12 protein-coding genes are annotated in these 13962 nt (G+C 68.8%); 4 read left to right on the top strand and 8 right to left on the bottom strand.

Translation table 11 applies throughout. The features are described from left to right. The first annotated feature begins 12 nt into the window (after window positions 1-12). From AC56KL_RS00935 to AC56KL_RS00945, 3 genes are all read left to right on the top strand, one after another. The gene (locus tag AC56KL_RS00935) at window positions 13-1362 is read left to right on the top strand and encodes an erythromycin esterase family protein (RefSeq protein WP_497178278.1); all 1350 of its coding nucleotides are present in this window, start codon (window positions 13-15) and stop codon (window positions 1360-1362) included. A gap of 283 nt (window positions 1363-1645) precedes the next feature. Beyond that, window positions 1646-2125: a (2Fe-2S)-binding protein gene (locus tag AC56KL_RS00940; RefSeq protein ID WP_497178279.1), complete on the top strand. Its 480-nt coding sequence runs from the start codon at window positions 1646-1648 to the stop codon at window positions 2123-2125. After that, window positions 2122-4371, top strand: coding sequence for a xanthine dehydrogenase family protein molybdopterin-binding subunit (locus tag AC56KL_RS00945; RefSeq protein ID WP_497178280.1), 2250 nt, complete (start codon window positions 2122-2124; stop codon window positions 4369-4371). Before AC56KL_RS00940 ends, AC56KL_RS00945 begins: the two co-directional genes overlap by 4 nt. Window positions 4372-4411: 40 nt before the next feature. Here the strand turns inward: AC56KL_RS00945 and AC56KL_RS00950 are convergent, their stop codons facing one another. The 8 genes from AC56KL_RS00950 to AC56KL_RS00985 all read right to left on the bottom strand — a co-directional run bounded on the left by AC56KL_RS00950 (window position 4412) and on the right by AC56KL_RS00985 (window position 11475). Beyond that, window positions 4412-4735, bottom strand: a complete 324-nt coding sequence (locus AC56KL_RS00950; protein ID WP_497178281.1) for a hypothetical protein — start codon at window positions 4733-4735, stop codon at window positions 4412-4414. A gap of 81 nt (window positions 4736-4816) precedes the next feature. Continuing rightward, on the bottom strand, window positions 4817-5350 hold the full coding sequence (locus tag AC56KL_RS00955) for a hypothetical protein (protein ID WP_497178282.1): 534 nt from the start codon (window positions 5348-5350) through the stop codon (window positions 4817-4819). Window positions 5351-5537: 187 nt separating this feature from the next. Then, window positions 5538-5825 carry a hypothetical protein gene (locus AC56KL_RS00960; RefSeq protein WP_497178283.1) on the bottom strand — a complete coding sequence of 96 codons (288 nt, stop codon included), beginning with the start codon at window positions 5823-5825 and terminating at the stop codon, window positions 5538-5540. A 181-nt stretch (window positions 5826-6006) separates the two neighbouring features. Continuing rightward, window positions 6007-6621: a pyridoxamine 5'-phosphate oxidase family protein gene (locus AC56KL_RS00965; RefSeq protein ID WP_497178284.1), complete on the bottom strand. Its 615-nt coding sequence runs from the start codon at window positions 6619-6621 to the stop codon at window positions 6007-6009. Further along, window positions 6618-7043: a RidA family protein gene (locus AC56KL_RS00970; protein WP_497178285.1), complete on the bottom strand. Its 426-nt coding sequence runs from the start codon at window positions 7041-7043 to the stop codon at window positions 6618-6620. Before AC56KL_RS00970 ends, AC56KL_RS00965 begins: the two co-directional genes overlap by 4 nt. After that, complete coding sequence (locus AC56KL_RS00975; protein WP_497178286.1) at window positions 7043-8209, bottom strand: acyl-CoA dehydrogenase family protein; 1167 nt, start codon at window positions 8207-8209, stop codon at window positions 7043-7045. Before AC56KL_RS00975 ends, AC56KL_RS00970 begins: the two co-directional genes overlap by 1 nt. Window position 8210: 1 nt before the next feature. Beyond that, entirely contained in the window at window positions 8211-9065 is an 855-nt protein-coding gene (locus AC56KL_RS00980; protein WP_497178287.1) for an enoyl-CoA hydratase family protein, read from the bottom strand. Window positions 9066-9090: 25 nt separating this feature from the next. Continuing rightward, window positions 9091-11475 (bottom strand): bifunctional salicylyl-CoA 5-hydroxylase/oxidoreductase, encoded by a 2385-nt coding sequence (locus tag AC56KL_RS00985; RefSeq protein ID WP_497178288.1) that lies wholly within the window; start codon window positions 11473-11475, stop codon window positions 9091-9093. 207 nt (window positions 11476-11682) lie between these two features. Here AC56KL_RS00985 and AC56KL_RS00990 point away from each other — a divergent pair, with 207 nt between their 5' ends. Then, complete coding sequence (locus tag AC56KL_RS00990) at window positions 11683-13920, top strand: hybrid sensor histidine kinase/response regulator (protein WP_497178289.1); 2238 nt, start codon at window positions 11683-11685, stop codon at window positions 13918-13920. Window positions 13921-13962: the final 42 nt, after the last annotated feature.

The raw sequence follows: 13962 nt of genomic DNA on the forward strand, positions 1-13962 counted from the left end.
CGCCGGCATCGCATGGCCAGCGTCACCGACGACGAAACCGGTGTCCTGCGGGCGGCCGCGCGCCCGCTCACCGGCGCCGCTTCCGACTACGACCCGCTGCTGGATCTGGTCGGCAACGCCCGCTTCGTACTGCTTGGCGAAGCCACCCACGGCAGCGCCGAGTTCTACGACGAACGGGCGCGCATCACCCAGCGCCTGATCGAAGAAAAGGGCTTCACGGCGGTGGCCGTCGAGGCCGACTGGCCCGACGCCTGGCGGGTCAACCGCTATGTACGCGGCGAAGGCTCCGACCCCGACGGGAGGGCCGCACTGTCCGGTTTCGAGCGGTTCCCGGCCTGGATGTGGCGCAACACCTCGGTCCTGAACTTCGTGGAATGGCTGCGCAAGCGTAACGAGGCCGCAGGCGCCGGCGGCAATGCCGTCAAGGCAGGCTTCTACGGCCTCGACCTGTACAGCCTGTTCACCTCGATCCAGGAAGTGCTGCGCTACCTGGACCAGGTCGATCCGGCGGCTGCCGAGGAAACCCGCCGCCGCTACGCCTGCTTCGACCATTACAGCCAGGACAGCCAGCACTACGGCTATGCCGCCAGCATCGGGATGTCGGCATCGTGCCAGCAAGGGGTGCTGGCGGCGCTGCAGGAGCTGCAGCAGCGCGCCTTCGACTACATGCAGGCCGACGGCGCCCATGCCGAAGACGCCTTCTTCTACGCGCACCAGAACGCGCGGCTGGTGAAGAACGCCGAGGAGTATTACCGCACCATGTTCCGCGGCCGCGTCTCGTCCTGGAACCTGCGCGACAGCCACATGGCCGAAACCCTCGACGCACTGGCGCGCCACCTCTCGCGCACCGGCGTCCCGGCCAAGATCGTCGTGTGGGAACACAACTCGCACATCGGCGACGCGCGCGCCACCGAGATCGGGCGCCAGGGCGAATGGAACGTCGGCGAACTGGCGCGCAAAGCCTATGGCGAGGACGCCCGCCTGATCGGCTTCACCACCTACGACGGCCGGGTCACGGCGGCGTCGGCGTGGGACGGGCCGGCCGAGCACAAGCACGTGCGGCCCGGCACGCCCGGCAGCTACGAACACCTGCTGCACGGCGTCGGCATCGAGCGCTTCTTCCTGCCGCTGCGCGATCCGGGCGAGGCGCGCGACCTGCTGATGGAGGAACGGTTGGAGCGCGCCATCGGGGTGCTCTACCTGCCCCGCACCGAGCGCCAGAGCCACTATTTCATGGCCCGGCTGCCTAAGCAGTTCGACGCCGTCATCCACATCGACCGCACCAGCGCCGTCACCCCGCTCGACCCGACCAGCGGCTGGCATTCCGACGAGCCGCCGGAGACCTATCCCCAGGGCTTGTAGCTGCAAGGTCCCCGGCTGGCGCAAAGCTTACGCCTTTCATGCCGCGCTCGGCCGCCGGAAGCGCGGGCATGGTCGCGAGAAACCTGGCGGCGGACACGCCCGCGGCCCCCACCGGGGCCAGCCGCGGCGTGCGGTCCGCCGATGGCCGCCCTGGACCCGCTTCGGCATTCCGTCTGGCCGCCTCGTTTGCTTCCCTAAGGCAAATGTCGGTATTGTTGAGACCGCCGGATTCGATTAGCATGTCGCATTCTTCCGCCGATTTTCCGCTACCGACGAGGCTACCATGAGTACATATATGCTCCACATCAACGGCAAGGCGCAGGCCGTGGAGGTCGAGCCCGACACCCCGCTGTTGTGGGCGCTGCGCGACACCCTTGGCCTGGTCGGCACCAAATACGGTTGCGGCCTGGGCCAGTGCGGCGCCTGTACCGTGCATGTCGACGGCGTGCCGGCGCGCGCCTGCCTGACGCCGGTATCGAGCCTCGGCAAGCGGAAGATCACCACCATCGAAGGGCTCGATCCGAACGCCCAACACCCGCTGCAGCAGGCCTGGCAGGAGCTCGACGTGCCCCAGTGCGGTTACTGCCAGTCGGGCCAGATCATGACGGCCTGCCACCTGTTGAAGCAGCACCCGAAGCCGACCGACGCCCAGATCGACGAAGCGCTGGCGGGCAACCTGTGCCGCTGCGCCACCTATACCCGCATCCGCGCCGGCATCCACCGCGCGGCCGACATCGCCGCTAATGGAAAGGTCAAGAAATGACTCCACTGAGCAACGCACCGCTGTCGTCGTCGCGCCGCAGCTTCCTGCGCACCGCAAGCATCGGCGGCGCCTTCATGCTCGGCATCTCGGCCGAAGGCGCGCTTGCTGCCGCCGCACGGGCCGGTGCGCCGTCGGCCCCGGAGTTCACGCCGAACGCCTTCATCCGCATCGGCCGCGACGGCCGCGTGACGCTCATCTCCAAGCAGCCCGAGATCGGCCAGGGCATCAAGACCTCGCTGCCGATGGTGATTGCGGAGCAGCTCGAGGTCGCTTGGTCCGACGTGCGCATCGTCCAGGGCGACCTCGACACCGCCCAGTACGGTTCGCAGGGCGCGGGCGGCTCGACCTCGACGCCGACCAACTATGAGAATTTCCACCGGCTGGGCGCCGCCGCCCGCATGATGCTGGTGCAGGCCGCGGCCGACACCTGGGGCGTGCCCGTCGCCGAGTGCGCAGCCGGCTCCGGCGCCGTCGTCCATGGGCCGAGCAAGCGCCGGCTCGGCTACGGCGCCCTGGTGGAGCGCGCCGCCAGGCTGCCGGTGCCTGACGCCAAGGCGGTGGTGCTGAAAGACCCATCCAGCTACAAGCTGCTGGGCAAGCGCATCGGCGGCGTCGACAATGCGGCCATCGTCAGTGGCAAGCCACTGTTCGGCATCGACGTGCGCCTGCCGGGCATGCTGTATGCCGTGTACGCCAAGTGCCCGGTCTTCGGCGGCAAGCCGGTCAAGGCCAACCTGGATGCGATCAAGGCCATGCCGGGCGTGAAGGACGCTTTCATCGTCGAAGGTACGCCCAACCTGAACGGATTGCGCCCGGGCGTGGCGATCGTCGCCACCTCGACCTGGGCAGCGCTGCGCGCGCGCCGGGCACTGGAGGTGGAATGGGACGAAGGCGAAGGCGCGCAGCACAGCTGGGCCGACTTCACGGCCCAGGCCCAGGCCGCGTCGAAGCAGGCAGGGGCCGCCACCGTGCGCAAGGACGGCGACGTCCCGGCCGCGCTCGGCAAGGCCGCGAAAGTGGTGGAAGCCGCCTACAGCTATCCCTTCATCTCGCATGCGAGCATGGAACCGCAGAACTGCACCGCCTGGATCAAGCCGGACGGCGCGCTCGAACTGTGGGCGCCGACCCAGAACCCGGCCGCGGGCCAGAACCTCGTGAATACCGTTTTCGGCATCCCGAAGGAAAAGATCACCCTCCACATCATCCGTAGCGGCGGCGGCTTCGGCCGGCGCCTGAGCTCGGACTTCATCGTCGAAGCGACCGCGATCGCGCAGAAGCTTGCCGCACCGGTCAAGCTGACCTGGACCCGCGAGGACGACCTGCAGCACGACCATTTCCGCCCGGGAGGCTTCCACTTCCTGCGCGGCGGCGTCGATACGAACGGCAAGGTCCTCGCCTGGCACAACCATTTCGTGACCTTCACCAACCGCGTCGAACGCGAAGGCAAGAGCGTGCTGCAGCCGGGCAGCGGCGGCATCCTGCCTGCCGACGAGTTCCCGGGCCGGTGGATCGAGAATTGCCTGTTCGAGCAGACCGGGCTCGAATGCCGCATCCCGATGGGCCCGTGGCGCGCCCCGGGCAGCTGCGTCGTCTCCTGGGTCGTACACAGCTTCATCGACGAGCTGGCCCACGCAGGCGGGCGCGATCCGCTGGAATTCCGCCTGGAGCTGCTGGGGAGCAAGGACATCATGCCGGCCAGCAGCGAGCGCGGCCAGCCCTACGACGTCAAGCGCATGCGCAACGTACTGGTCGAAGTGGCCCAGCGCGCCGGCTGGGGCAAGAAGCGCTTCCCGCGCGGCCAGGGCCAGGGCATCGCCTTCCACTTCAGCCACCGCGGCTACGTGGCGCAAGTGGCCGAGGTGACGGTGTCGCGCGATGGCAAGCTGAAGGTGGACCGGGTGGTGGTGGCGGCGGATGTCGGTTCCCAGATCGTCAACCTGTCCGGCGCCGAGAACCAGGTCGAAGGCTCGGTGATCGACGGCCTGTCGACCCTGATGTTCCCGGAGCTGAACATCGAGAAAGGCCGCATCGTGCAGAGCAACTTCCACGATTACCAGCTGCTGCGCATGCCGGACGCACCTGCCAGGATCGAGACGCACTTCATCAAGACCGACAATCCGGTCACCGGCCTGGGCGAACCCGCCCTGCCCCCGCTGGCGCCGGCCGTGTGCAATGCGATCTTCGCCGCCACCGGCAAGCGGGTGCGCCAGCTCCCGCTGAGCAAGACCGACCTGAGCTGGAGCTGATGGCGGGGCGCGCCGCCGGCCGGGCGGCGCGGCGCCGTCTTCAGTGGCGGTGCGCGGGATCGTTGTCCCTGGCGCCGTGGTATTCCAGGATCGAGGCGGCCTTCTCGATGCGCGATTCATCGGCGCTGACGGTAACGACGCACTTGCCGATCTCCAGGCCCGGCGTGTAGACGTCCTTGTAGTCGGTGCCGCCCTTCACCGCGGGCGAATCGCCCACCGTGAAATTGGCCTCCGACGGGCCGGCTTCGTCGCCGGTATGGCTGATCTCGATCCCGTCCCGGTCGAATCCGGCGTCCAGCAGCGCCTGGCGCGCGCGCTCCGCGTCCTGGACATTTTCGATCACACGTACGATCTGCTTGTTCATGGTGCCTCCGTCGATTCCTGTTGAAGGCACCGTACCAGAAATGCGCCGGGGCCGGCGCTCGCACCGGACAGGGACGCCGGCCTAGCGCTGCTTGTTGATTTCCTGCAGCACCTTGAAGGCTTCACGCTCGAGCACGGGTTCCGCATCCGCCAGCTCCTTGCTGGCCTTGACATAGGCGGCGCGCTTGCGCTCCTTCTTTTCTTCCGGCGGCACGACCGGCTTCATGCCCGGGAAGATGATCTGCGAGCCGCTGTTGTAGCGCTTGTGGATGACCTGCTTGCCATAGGGCGTGCTGTAGAAGCGTGTCATTTCGGTCGCGGTGTCGGCGGAAATCACCTGCGTCATCGGCACAGCCAGGCGCCGATAGACCTCGGCAGGCGGGAATTTGTCGAGCTTGGCGAACACGGCCTTGCGCTGTGCTTCGCTCTGGTAGCGGCTGCGGGCGGCGACACCCCGCAAGACCTTTTCGACCTGCATTGCCGCCAGCAGGTCCTGTACTGCCTGGACGTGCGTGACACCCTTGGCGGCAAGGGGCGCCTGGGCCGGGGCGGCCGCAAACGCAGGGATGACCGAGAACAGCGACAGGCCGAGTACGGCGTGGGCTACAAACTTCATGCTTTTCCTTTCGGATGAGATGTCATCGCCGAATCCGCCTTTGTCCTCGTGTCGGCGGCGACATGCGGCGGCTCGGGGCTCGAATCGCCGAGCCCGAGCATCATGCCATGTCCACGTGGGAAAATATGCGTGCAAACTCACTTAAGCGGGTAATTCCGCCGAGCCTGCTGATTCTGCAGGGATGGTGCTAGCGCCCTATACCAATGCCGATGCCCAGCCCGCTTCCTCTGCCGCCGAAGCCGCCGAATACCGAGGTCGATACGCCGCCGCGGCGGACGCCTTCCCGTTCAGCCAACTGGACCACACAATTTCGCCATGGATCAGTATTTGCCGCAAAGCCCAGCTGGGTGCAGGCGGGGCCGAATTCGACCATCATGCGCTCCATGTCGGCTTGTTCCTTCTGTGCCCGTTCCTGGGGCGTTGCACAGCCGAGCAAGCACAGGGCACTCGCTGCCGTCACGATAAAAGCGCGCATAACGTTTCTCCTTAAGCAATGGATCGGGTCCTGCTCAGCCTGTCAGGCCGGGAAACGATCATGGACTCGGTCGATAACGCTAACTTACTCCCCTGCGCGGCCCCGAACAAGCTGTCCAGTACCTGCGATGGCGTAGGAGCAGTCCTGCTGCGCTTGCGGTGAAATAGGGCGGAGCCGCGCGCTAATACAGCGTGTCGCGTTGCCGCTGCGGCAAGGCGCTGTCGTAGCCGGGCCCGTCGATCGCGCCCTGCGTCAGGGCGGCCAGCATCGCTCCCGGAGACGGCACGGCCGAGGCATCGTGTTCCTGCGGATGCCACAAGCGCGATCGCAGGATCGAACGGGCGCACTGGAAGAAGACCTTGTCGACCGCAATGCGCAGCACGCACAGCGGCCGCTTGCCTTCGACCTCGAACGAGGCGAGCAGGGCCGGGTCGACACAGATCTGGCCACGGCCACGCACCCGCAGCGTTTCGCCCACGCCGGGGATCATGAACAGCAGGCCGAGGCGCGGATCGGCGACCAGGTTGCGCAGGCTGTCGATACGGTTGTTCCCGCGCCGCTCCGGCAGCAGCAGGGTGTGCCCGTCCACGATCCGCACCAGGGGGCCCGCATCTCCGCGCGGCGAGATGTCCAGTCCCCCCGGTCCTTGGGTAGCCAGCAGGGCGAAGCGCGCCTGCGCGATCCAGCGCGCGTAGACCGGCTGCAGGCTGTCCGCCTCCTTGGCGATCGAGGCCGGCGCGACCTGGCCGAACAGGGCCTCCAGTGCGGCCAGGTCGGTGACGAGATGCCCGCTCATGGCTGCGGCCGCTCGCTCTGTTGCCCGTCCCGATCCGGAATCACGGCGGTGACTTCGATCTCGACCCGGGCCCGCTCTTCCATCAGGGCCGCCACCTGCACGGCGCTCATGGCCGGGTAGTGGCGCCCGATCACGTCGCGGTAGGCGGCCCCGAGCGCGGCGCCGGCTTCCAGGTATTCGCGCCGGTCGAGCACGTACCAGGTCATGCGCACGATGTGCTCCGGACCGCCTCCGGCTTCGCGCAGCACGGCGACGGCGTTGTCCAGCGCCTGGCGCGCCTGGCCCACGAAGTCGTCGGTCTGGAAGCGCCCGTGCGCGTCCCAGCCGATCATGCCGCTCACATAGACCTGGCGGCCGCGGGCGGCGACGCCGTTCGAATAGCCCTTCGGGCGAACCCAGCCGGGCGGTTGCAGGATGTCCATCAGCGTGCCTCCCGGGCCAGCAGTTCGCGCGCGATGATGAGCAGCTGGACTTCGCTCGCGCCTTCGTAGATGCGCAGCGCGCGGATTTCACGGTACAGGGTCTCGACGGTCTCGCCGCTGACTACACCCTGTCCGCCGAACATCTGGACGGCCGCATCGATCACCTGCTGGGCCGTTTCGGTCGCCGTCAGCTTGGCCATGGCCGCCTCCTTCGTCACGCGCTTGCCGCCGTCGCGCATCCAGGCCGCGCGGTAGGTCAGCAGCGCGGCGGCGTCGATGCCGGTGGCCATCTGGGCCAGCTTGCCCTGGGTAAGCTGGAAGTCGGCCAGGGTCTTGCCGAACATCGCCCGTTCGCGGGCGCGGCGCAAGGCTTCCTCCAGTGCCCGCCGGGCGAAACCGAGGCCGGCCGCGGCCACCGAAGTGCGGAACACGTCGAGCGTGGCCATCGCCACCTTGAAGCCCTGCCCTTCCTCGCCGATGCGGTTTTCCAGCGGCACCCGGCAGCCCGTGAAGCGCAGGCGCGCCAGCGGATGCGGGGCGATCACCTCGATGCGCTCGGCGATCTCGAAGCCGGGGGCGCCGGCTTCGACGATGAAGGCCGAGATGCCGCGCGAGCCCCTTCCGCCCTCGCTGCCGCCGTCGCCGGTGCGGGCGAACACGACGTAGAAGTCGGCGATGCCGCCGTTCGAGATCCAGGTCTTTTCGCCGTCGAGCACGTAGCTGTCGCCCTCGCGCCGCGCCGCGCACGCCATCGCGGCGACGTCGGAGCCGGCCTGCGGTTCGGACAGCGCGAAGGCGGCGATCGCGCTGCCGTCGGCCACCCGCGGCAGCCATGCCGCCTGCTGCGCGGCGCTGCCGAACAGCGAGATCGCGCCGCTGCCCAGGCCCTGCATGGCGAAGGCGAAATCGGCCAGCCCGGCGTGGCGCGCCAGGGTCTCGCGGATCAGGCAGATGGCGCGCGTGTCGATCGCCTGCCCGGCGCCGCCGACGGCGTGGCGCAGCCAGCCGGCGCTGCCGAGTTGCCGCACCAGCGCGCGGCAGGCGCTATCGACGTCCCTTCCGTGGGCGTGCTCCAGGTGCGCGGCCGCCCAGGCATCGAGTTCCAGCGCCAGCGCGCGGTGGCGCGGCTCGAAGAAAGGCCAGTCGAGGTAGTCGCAGTCAAGCATGTCAGTCTCCCTCGAAGCGCGGCGCATCCTTGGCCACGAAGGCGTGGTAGGCACGGTGGAAGTCATTGGTGGCCATGCAGATCGCCTGCGCCTGCGCTTCGGCCTCGATGGCCTCGTCCACGCCCATGTTCCATTCCTGCTGCAGCATCTTCTTGGTCATGCCGTGGGCGAAGGTCGGGCCGCCGGCAAGCTGCGCGGCGAACGCCTGCGCCTCGGCCAGCAAGGCCTGCGGTTCGCACAGGCGGTTGAAGAAGCCCCAGCGCTCGGCCTCGTCGCCTTTCAACGCACGGCCGGTGTAGAGCAGCTCGGCCGCCCTGCCCTGGCCGATCACGCGCGGCAGCAGCGCGCAGGCGCCCATGTCGCAGCCGGCCAGGCCAACGCGGGTGAACAGGAAGGCGGTCTTGCTGCGCGCGGTACCGTAGCGGATGTCGGCGGACAGCGCCAGGATGGCGCCGGCGCCGGCGCACACGCCGTCCACGCTCGCGACGATCGGTTGCGGGCAGGCGCGCATGGCCTTCACCAGGTCGCCGGTCATGCGGGTGAAGGCCAGCAGGCCGGGCATGTCGAGCCTGGTGAGCGGCCCGATGATCTCGTGCACGTCGCCGCCCGAGCAGAAGTTCTCGCCGGCGCCGGTGATGACCACCGCCTTGACGTCGTCCGCATAGGCGAGCCCGCGGAACAGGTCGCGCAGCTCGGCGTAGGAATCGAAGGTGAGCGGATTCTTGCGCTCGGGCCGGTTCAGGGTGATCGTCGCGACGCGCTCGTGCACGGCGTAGGCGAAATGGGTGGCCTGGTAGGCGGCGAGCTCGGTGCGGCTGCCCGGCAGCCGGTGCGCTTCGCCCGGTAGATAATGCATGCGGTGGCTCCTGTTGATGGTGGGTTCAGCCTTCGAGCAGGCGCGCGGCCAGCTGCTGGGGCGTGAGGCCGGCGTTCGCGGCCTGCATCTGGCGTTCGCGCTCGAGGTTGCGCTCCAGCTGCAGCTTGCCCGGGCGGTACTGGCGCGGCCAGGCGGCGCCCGTATAGCCGATTCGGGCGGCCTCGTTCAGGGTCCAGGCCGGGTTGGCCAGGTGCGGCCGCGCCACCGCGCACAGGTCGGCGCGCCCGGCGGAAACGATGCCGTTGACGTGGTCGGCCTCGTAGATGGAACCGACCGCGATGGTCGGGATGCCGGCCTCGTTGCGGATGCGGTCCGCGAACGGGGTCTGGAACATGCGCCCGTACACCGGCTTTTCGTCCTTGCTGACCTGCCCCGACGAGCAGTCGATCATGTCGGCCCCGAGCGCCTTGAACAGGCGCGCGATCTGCACCGCGTCGTCCGGGGTGACGCCGCCCTCGACCCAGTCGTGCGCGGACAGGCGCACACTGACCGGTTTTTCGGCAGGCCAGGCCGCCCGGATCGCCGCGAACACCTCGAGCGGGTAGCGGCAGCGGTTTTCCAGGCTGCCGCCGTAGGCGTCCCGGCGGCGGTTGGTGAGCGGCGAGATGAAACTCGACAGCAGGTAGCCGTGCGCGCAATGCAGCTCCAGCCAGTCGAAGCCTGCATCGTTCGCCGCCCGCGTGGCCCGGACGAAATCCTGCTTGATACGCTCCAGGTCGTCGAGCGTGGCTTCGCGCGCCACCTGCGACACCCCGTCCAGGTACTGCTGGGGCGAACTCGCGACCAGCGGCCAGTTGCCCTCCGCGAGCGGCTGGTCGATCCCGTCCCACATCGGCCGGGTCGAGCCTTTGGCGCCGGCATGGCCCAGCTGCACGCCGATCTTCGCATCGCTGCTGGCGTGGACGAACTCGACGATGCGCCGCCATGCCACCGTGTGCTCCGGCGCGTACAGGCCCGGACAGCCCGGCGTGATGCGGGCGTCCGCCGACACGCAGGTCATCTCGGCCATGACCAGGGCCGCGCCGCCAAGGGCGCGCGCGCCCAGGTGGGCCAGGTGGAAGTCGCCCACCCCCCCATCCACCGCCGAGTACTGGGCCATCGGCGAGACGATGATGCGGTTCTTCAGCAGGACGCCACGGACCTTGTAGGGGGTGAACATCGGCGGGGTAAAGCCTTCGGGCGCCGCCACGCCGGCCTGCGCCGCGGCGCGGGCCGCGAACCAGCGCTCGAACCCGGCGACGTAGTCCGGGTCGCGCAGGCGCAGGTTCTCGTGCGACAGGCGCTGGCTGCGCGTCAGCAGCGAGTAGGCGAACTGCTCGGCCTCCATCGCCGTGTAGCGCTTCACGTTCTCGAACCATTCCATCGAATTGCGCGCGGCGCTCTGCAGCTTGAGCACCTCGACCCGGCGCGCCGCCTCGTAGGCCGCCAGGGCCTCGGCCAGCGGCGCCAGGGGGTTGTCCAGGCAGCGCGCCAGCTCGATCGCGTCTTCGAGCGCCAGCTTGGTGCCCGAGCCGATCGAGAAGTGCGCCGTATGCGCCGCGTCCCCCATCAGCACGAGCGGCACGCGCCGGCCATCGATCTCCTGCACGTGCACCCACTGGCGGCAGGCGATCCGCGGGAAGCGGATCCACATCCCTGAGCCGCGCAGGTGGGCGGCATTGGCCATCAGGGGCTGGCCGTCGAGGTAGCGCGCGAACAGGCGTTCGCAGTAGGCCAGCGCTTCCCCCTGGTCCATCGCTTCCAGCCCGGCGGCCTGCCAGGTTTGCTCCGGGGTTTCTATGATGAAGGTCGCGGTGTCGCCGTCATACTGGTAGGCGTGGGCCTGGAACCAGCCGTGCTCGGTCTCCTCGAAGGCGAAGGTGAAGGCGTCGAAGCGCTTGCGGGTGCCGAGCCAGACGAAGCGGCAATGGCGCTGCTCGAGCTCCGGCTGGAACACATGGGCGTAGCGCTTGCGCACGGCGCTGTTCACGCCGTCGCAGGCGACCACCAGGTCGGCGCCGTAGGCGCGCGCCAGTTCGGCGTCGTCGCGCACCTCGTGTTCGAACACCAGCTGCACGCCCAGCGCGGCGGCGCGCGCCTGGAGGATGTTCAGCAGGCGCTTGCGCCCGATGCCGCAGAAGCCGTGGCCGCCGGAACGGAGCGTGCGCCCCTTGAAGTGGACGTCGATCGCATCCCAGTGGTTGAAGGACTGCAGGATGGCGCGCGCGCTCTCTTCGTCCGCGCCGGCCAGGTGGCCGAGGGTCTGGTCGGAAAACACCACGCCCCAGCCGAAGGTGTCGCTGGCCCGGTTGCGCTCGACGACGGTGACGGCGTAGTCCGGGTGGCGCTTCTTCATCAACAGTCCGAAGTATAGGCCGGCCGGGCCGCCGCCCACGCACACGATGTTCATTCCTGCTCCCAGTCTGGTGTTGCCGCTATGGTGTTGCCGCTATGGTGCTGCCGCTATGGTGCTGTCGATATCTTACATGGGCAGATGCTTTAAGTGTCAAGTAATCGTCGACGGTTTCCGTACCCGCGCTTGGCCGGACTGTTTAGTACAATAAGGAAATGTATGCACTAGACGGTGCATGGTCAACTGCATGTCACCGAGATGTCGATGAACCCTTTGCTCCAGCGTCTCCGTTTGAACAGCCTGCGCAGCCGCCTGATGCTGCTGGTCGCACTGGCGATCACGCCGATCGCCGTCATGACGGTGCTGAGCGGGATCCGCGAGCGCGAGGCCGCCATACGCGCGTCCGAAGAGAACCTGCAGCGCCTGACCGGCCTGGCCGCCGCCAACGAAGCGCAGTCGCTCGAGCGTGCGCGCCAGATCCTGGTCGACCTGGTCAGCGTGCCGGACCTGATGGGCCCGGCCGACCGCTGCAACGCCCTGCTGGCCGACGTACTGGACCGTAACGAAGGCTATGTCAACTTCGGCCTGATCCGCCTCGACGGCGAAGTGATCTGCAGCGCCGTGCCGATGCTGCACCCGGTGAACCTGGGCGACCGCCGCCACTTCCGGCGCGCCATCGCCGAGCGCCGCTTCATCGCCGGCGACTACGTGTTCGGACGCGTCATCCGCAGGCATACCATCAACCTCACCTATCCCGTGACCGACCGCAGCGGGAAGGTCGTGGCCGTGGTGTTCTCGGCGATGGACCTGGCCGGGCTCGACACCTTCGTGAACGACATCAACCTGCCGCTCGGCTCGATCCTGGAAACGGCCGATGCGAACGGACTCCTGATCTCGCGCCGGCCGGATCCCGAACGCTGGTTCGGCAAGAAGATCAGTCCGAGCCTGCTCAAGGCCATGCGCGACCCGGCGCTGCGCCCGGTGCTGCTGCGCGGCGAGGACGGCATCGAGCGCCTGCACGCCTTCGCACGCGTGGGCGGACCCTCCCTGTCGGAATACACGGTGACGATCGGCGTGCCGCTCGAGACCATCACGGCCGCCGCGCGCGAGGCCCAGTTGACATCGCTGCTGGGCCTGGGCGCGACGACCCTGCTGGCCTTGCTGGCGGCCTGGCTGGCCGGCGACATCCTGATCGTGCAGCGGGTGCGCAAACTGATGGAGACCGCGCGCCGCATCGCGGCCGGCCAGCTGGACGCGCGTTCGGGCATCGGCCGCGGCAACGAGGAAATCGGCCGCCTGGCCGCGGCGCTGGACGACATGGCGGCCGCGCTGCAGGCCAAGGAAGCGGCGCGCAGCCAGGCCGAACGCGAGCTGCGCGCGGCCGACCAGCGCAAGGACGAGTTCCTGGCGATGCTGGCCCACGAGCTGCGCAATCCGCTGGCGCCGATCAGTACCGGGGCCCACCTGCTCAAGCTGCTGCATTCGGACAATGCCCAGATCACCCAGACCTGCGCCATCATCGCGCGCCAGGTCGAACACATGACCAGCCTGGTGGACGACCTGCTGGACGTCTCGCGCGTGACGCGCGGGCTGGTGTCGATCTCGACCCAGGTGCTGGACCTGCGCAAGGTGGTGGACGATGCGGCCGAACAGATCCGCCCCCTGATCAACGCGCGCCGCCACAAGGTGGTGCTCGAGCTGCCGGCCGATTCGGCGCGGGTCAAGGGCGACCACAAGCGCCTGGTGCAGGTCGTGGCCAACCTGCTTGGCAATGCCACCAAGTACACGCCGGAGGGCGGGCATATCCAGCTGCGCCTGGCCGAAGACGGCGAGCAGTACGTCCTGAGCGTGGCAGACGACGGCATCGGCATGGAAGCCGCGCTGGTCGAGCGCGTGTTCGACCTGTTCACCCAGGCCGAGCGCACCCCTGACCGTTCGCAGGGTGGACTGGGCCTGGGCCTGGCGCTGGCGCGCAGCCTGGTCGAGCTGCACGGGGGCAGCGTCAGCGCCGCCAGCCCGGGGCTGGGCCGGGGCAGCACCTTTACCGTGCGCCTGCCGCGCTACACGCAGGAAGCCGAGTCGCCCGTCGCGGAAGCGGTGCGCCATGCTGCCTCCGCCCAGACGCCGCTGCGCGTGCTGGTGGTGGACGACAACCTCGACGCGGCCCATACCCTGAACCTGTTCCTCGCCGCCGGCGGACACCGGGTCGAGATCGCCTACAATGCCCTGGACGCCATCGAGATGGCCAAGGTGTTCTCGCCCCAGGTATGCCTGCTCGACATCGGCCTGCCTGACATGGACGGGAACGAGCTGGCGCGCCGCCTGCGCCGGCTGCCGCAGACGCGCGGCGCGACCCTGATCGCGGCCACCGGCTACGGCCGCCAGCAGGACCGCGAGGCCGCGCGCGAGGCCGGCTTCGACCATTACCTGGTCAAGCCGGTCGATACGGTCCGGTTGAGCGAACTGCTGGCGCAGGCTGCGCCGGCGTCGCGTCCCGCCTGACCGGCGGGCGAGCCTCCCCAACCCAAGCCCCCCGCGCTACGT

This window comes from Telluria sp. ZB4P34, from assembly GCF_059686055.1.

Excerpts from the sequence above, each read along its gene's own strand:
- AC56KL_RS00935 (WP_497178278.1), top strand. The coding sequence starts at position 13 with ATGGCCAGCGTCACCGACGACGAAACCGGTGTCCTGCGGGCGGCCGCG.
- AC56KL_RS00940 (WP_497178279.1), top strand. The coding sequence starts at position 1,646 with ATGAGTACATATATGCTCCACATCAACGGCAAGGCGCAGGCCGTGGAG.
- AC56KL_RS00945 (WP_497178280.1), top strand. The coding sequence starts at position 2,122 with ATGACTCCACTGAGCAACGCACCGCTGTCGTCGTCGCGCCGCAGCTTC.
- AC56KL_RS00950 (WP_497178281.1), bottom strand. The coding sequence starts at position 4,735 with ATGAACAAGCAGATCGTACGTGTGATCGAAAATGTCCAGGACGCGGAG.
- AC56KL_RS00955 (WP_497178282.1), bottom strand. The coding sequence starts at position 5,350 with ATGAAGTTTGTAGCCCACGCCGTACTCGGCCTGTCGCTGTTCTCGGTC.
- AC56KL_RS00960 (WP_497178283.1), bottom strand. The coding sequence starts at position 5,825 with ATGCGCGCTTTTATCGTGACGGCAGCGAGTGCCCTGTGCTTGCTCGGC.
- AC56KL_RS00965 (WP_497178284.1), bottom strand. The coding sequence starts at position 6,621 with ATGAGCGGGCATCTCGTCACCGACCTGGCCGCACTGGAGGCCCTGTTC.
- AC56KL_RS00970 (WP_497178285.1), bottom strand. The coding sequence starts at position 7,043 with ATGGACATCCTGCAACCGCCCGGCTGGGTTCGCCCGAAGGGCTATTCG.
- AC56KL_RS00975 (WP_497178286.1), bottom strand. The coding sequence starts at position 8,209 with ATGCTTGACTGCGACTACCTCGACTGGCCTTTCTTCGAGCCGCGCCAC.
- AC56KL_RS00980 (WP_497178287.1), bottom strand. The coding sequence starts at position 9,065 with ATGCATTATCTACCGGGCGAAGCGCACCGGCTGCCGGGCAGCCGCACC.
- AC56KL_RS00985 (WP_497178288.1), bottom strand. The coding sequence starts at position 11,475 with ATGAACATCGTGTGCGTGGGCGGCGGCCCGGCCGGCCTATACTTCGGA.
- AC56KL_RS00990 (WP_497178289.1), top strand. The coding sequence starts at position 11,683 with ATGAACCCTTTGCTCCAGCGTCTCCGTTTGAACAGCCTGCGCAGCCGC.